At 35.5% G+C, this 3,858-nt stretch carries 4 protein-coding genes and 1 pseudogene; 3 read left to right on the top strand and 2 right to left on the bottom strand.

Annotated elements, in window-relative coordinates; translation table 11 throughout:
• The 3 genes and pseudogenes from AC1DUW_RS22950 to AC1DUW_RS22940 form a co-directional block, all read left to right on the top strand.
• On the top strand, positions 1-293 hold a 293-nt coding region (locus AC1DUW_RS22950; protein WP_477643545.1), incomplete at its 5' end, for a VOC family protein.
• Between the two features lie 237 nt (positions 294-530).
• Positions 531-776: pseudogene (locus tag AC1DUW_RS22945) on the top strand (ferredoxin).
• Positions 777-1,059: 283 nt separating this feature from the next.
• Positions 1,060-2,052 (top strand): NAD(P)/FAD-dependent oxidoreductase, encoded by a 993-nt coding sequence (locus tag AC1DUW_RS22940; protein ID WP_477643544.1) that lies wholly within the window; start codon positions 1,060-1,062, stop codon positions 2,050-2,052.
• 41 nt (positions 2,053-2,093) lie between these two features.
• Here the strand turns inward: AC1DUW_RS22940 and AC1DUW_RS22935 are convergent, their stop codons facing one another.
• A complete protein-coding gene (locus AC1DUW_RS22935; RefSeq protein ID WP_053345933.1) occupies positions 2,094-2,513 on the bottom strand; it encodes a GntR family transcriptional regulator in 420 nt (139 codons plus the stop codon).
• A gap of 571 nt (positions 2,514-3,084) precedes the next feature.
• Positions 3,085-3,846, bottom strand: a complete 762-nt coding sequence (locus AC1DUW_RS22930; protein WP_477643546.1) for a 3-hydroxybutyrate dehydrogenase — start codon at positions 3,844-3,846, stop codon at positions 3,085-3,087.
• Positions 3,847-3,858: the final 12 nt, after the last annotated feature.

Here is a 3,858-nt window from a genome sequence, read left to right as displayed (position 1 = left end):
AAGGAAAATCAAGATATATATTTTTCAATACTCCATTAATTCAAATTGAATTGATTGAGCCGGGAGATTCTCCGAGTACTTGGAAGCATCATCTTGAAACGTATGGGGAAGGAGTTCACCATATCTCGTTTGTCGTTAAAGATATGGATGGGAAAATGAAGATGTTGGAAAAAATGGGTTATCCGGTCATTCAAACAGGTAACTTTTATAACGGAAAAGGACGATATGCATATATGGACACGACATCGACATATAAAGTGATTATTGAATTGCTAGAACGTTTTGATACGTAAACGAATGTCATTCAATTACCAGCTAAAATATGTGTTCATATTAAAGTGTCTGAACACTTAGGACTTACATAATGAGTAATTATCAATACTCAGAGAAGCATTAATTTGGAAACATAGAAATTCTGAACAAAAATGAGTAAATAGAAAAAGCATAGGAAATAGCCAGATTTCTACAACCAGATTTGTATGAGCCCTGGGTAGAAACTGGAACTTAGAAAGGAGAGAAAACGAGGGGAAATGGCTAATTATACAATTGTTGATAAAGAAACTTGTATTGCTTGTTGAGCTACAGCTCCTGAAATTTATGATTACGATGAAGAAGGTATTGCGTTTGTTACATTAGATAATAATGAAGGAACAGTCGTCATACCTGATGAATTAGAGGAGGATGTGCTTGATGCTTTATAAGGATGTCCAACCGAATCTATAAAAATAGCCCAAGCTTCTTTTGATGGTAATCCTTTTRAACTAGAGATATCTTAAAATGGTCTCAACTAGTACCAGGTTTATATGATTCCTTAGAATCATGTTATTTTTTAGTAAGGAAAGTGAAGTCGCTAGTTTGACATCATTTATTATTGCTACATTGAAAAGCATAAGCCGGATATTTAACATTTTTGACTCCTTGTATTTTGTTATCACTTGTCAGGTAAATGAGGAAATATCTCTAGAAACACATGGCAAGTCCGCCCTTCAAGATCTATAGATACATGACCAAAATGGAAGAACGATTAATTCTAATAGGGTAAATTCGAGGTGATTACTGATGATAGAAGAAAAGAAGATTGATGATATTACAATTATTGGTGGCGGTCCAGTTGGTTTATTTACAGCATTCTATGGTGGAATGAGGCAAGCAAAGGTGAAAATCATAGAGAGTCTTCCTCAATTGGGAGGTCAACTCACCGCTCTTTATCCTGAGAAATTCATTTATGATATAGCTGGATTTCCAAAAGTACGGGCACAAGAATTGGTAGAGAATTTAAAAGAACAAATGAAGGTATTCGAACCGACGATTTGTCTTGACGAAGCGGTTAAACTGATTGAAAAGCTAGAAGATGGGACATTTAAAATCACTACAAACCTAGATACTCATTTTTCTAAATCAGTTATTATTACTGCAGGGAATGGAGCTTTTCAGCCTCGAAAATTAGAACTAGAAGATGCGGCACAGTTTGAAAACAAGAATTTACATTATTTTGTGAATGACATGACTCGATTCAAAGGAAGAAAAGTAGCGATTCTAGGCGGTGGAGATTCGGCTCTTGATTGGGCACTTATGCTTGAGCCTATTGCTGAAAAAGTAACATTGATACATCGAAGAGATAAATTTCGTGCTCATGAACATAGTGTAAACCAATTGATGAATTCGTCTGTTGAAGTCAAAACACCTTATGTTCCTTCAGAGCTGGTAGGAGCAGATCAAATCACTAAAATTGTCTTAGAACAGGCTAAGACTCAACAAAAAGAACTAGTTGACATAGATGACCTAATTGTTAACTATGGTTTTATTTCCTCTCTTGGCCCAATTAAAGAGTGGGGTCTAAAACTTGAGAAAAATTCAATTATAGTTAATTCCAAGCAAGAAACAAATATTTCAGGCATATACGCTGCCGGGGATATTTGTACGTATGAAGGAAAGGTTAAATTAATTACAACAGGATTTGGTGAAGGTCCTACTGCAGTCAATAATGCTAAAGCCTATATTGATCCTAAAGCCAAAGTTCAGCCAATGCATAGTACTTCCTTATTCGCATGATTTGYTAGTAGTGCATTAAATTGTAGTCTTAAAAGTGATTTTCAAGGGTAATGGTAAGGTAGTATTTTTTGACCATACCCTTGAATGTTTTCCTGTTCCAATTTTCTCAATGCTTCACGAACCGGTGTACGGCTACAGTTAAATTGTTGGGCGATATCATCTTTCGTTAAACGATCCCCAGGTAAAAATACCCCTTCTATAATTGCATTCTTAACAACGTAAAATATTGCTTCCCTTAAGGGTTTAGATGAATAATATTCAATTTGCTCTTTAATATACTGATAATGATTTGCTTCTATGGTGCTCCCTTCGAATATACAATTAATATACATGTAGCTTCTGGTATAAGTTACTATAATCAAATGCCGATACGTATATTTGGGCACCCAGAGCCTTCTTGTTTCTAGGAATCGCATCATAATGTTGTTTTTTTGTCTCTGAATTCTTTTCTTCTTTTTCATTATGGAGGTCCTTCAGGAAAAAATGGTATTTTTCCTTTAATTATTCACAAAATATAATAGCTACACAAAATAATGTAAAAAAAGACAATATGAACATGGAGAGTGATTAGTAATGGAAGAAATATGCGAAGAAAGATTTTGTGAAACTTGTAAAAAAGAGACAGTTCATACAGTAAGAGAAGATGCATTAGAAATAGAATATATCTGCAATGAATGTAGTCAGCACCAAGAGATTTTTAAGACGTTTTTTTAGAAATTATTCCAATTTAAATTTGAAAAGAATTTGAGAATTTCTTAAATTTTTAGGCACTCTCAATCATAACTTTAAGATTAAATAGTATGAATTTGTTTTGTACCTATGAAATTGAAATCTGAGTGAGTGGTTAATGGCTACTAACTCTTTTTTTCTTTCTTTTTTTGTTTGGATATGACCTACCATTTTTAATGTCAATAAAAAATAACACCTTATTTATTATTTGTTTCCTTCGTAGGATAAAGAAAACCCAGGTAAAGGGCGCTTTATTACGTGTCCTTTATCCGGGTTATAGTCCTCTGGTAGGAGCTCTTCTTTTTATTGAGCTGTATAACCACCATCCAACACAACAGCCTGGCCGGTGATGCCTCGGGCTTTGTCACTTGCGAGGAAAATGGCATAGTCGGCGATTTCGCTTACGTCGAGTAAGCGGTTTTGTGGGACGAGCGGATAGATAACTTCTTCCAAAACGCTTTCTAGTGGCACTTGTCTTGTTCTTGCTAGATCTTCCAGTTGGCCGCGTACGAGAGGTGTGTCCACGTATCCTGGGCAAAGGGCGTTTACTGTAATTCCCGAAGATGCGCTTTCAAGGGCGGCGACTTTCGTCAATCCAATTACACCGTGTTTTGCACTATTGTACGCTGCTTTATTAGCAAATCCAATCAGTCCATTAATGGAAGAGATATTAATGATTCTGCCGAATCCTTGTTCTTTCATAATAGGCAAAACGTTTTTAATTGCTATAAATGGAGCGGTTAGCATAATTTTGATCATCTGTTCGAATTTTTCAGTTGGGAACTCTTCAATCGGAGCAACATGCTGAAGGCCAGCGTTATTAATGAAAATATCAATTCGGCCATATTTCCTTTTGGTCTGTTTGATTAGTTGAATAATATCTTCTTCTTTTGTTACGTCTGCTTTAAAGCCGGTGACTTCCAAGCCTTTGTTTCTTAAATCTAGAGCTGCATCTTCAACTGTAATTTGATTAAGGTCTGAAAGAACGACCTTTGCTCCATTTTCAGCAAAGATCTTTCCAATTTCAAAACCGATTCCTCTAGCAGACCCCGTAATGATCGCCACTTTATCTTTAAC

This window comes from Peribacillus sp. P4_C12 (assembly GCF_056402095.1).
The sequence above is the reverse complement of the archived record's forward strand: the minus strand, read 5'-3'. Positions and strand labels throughout refer to the sequence as shown.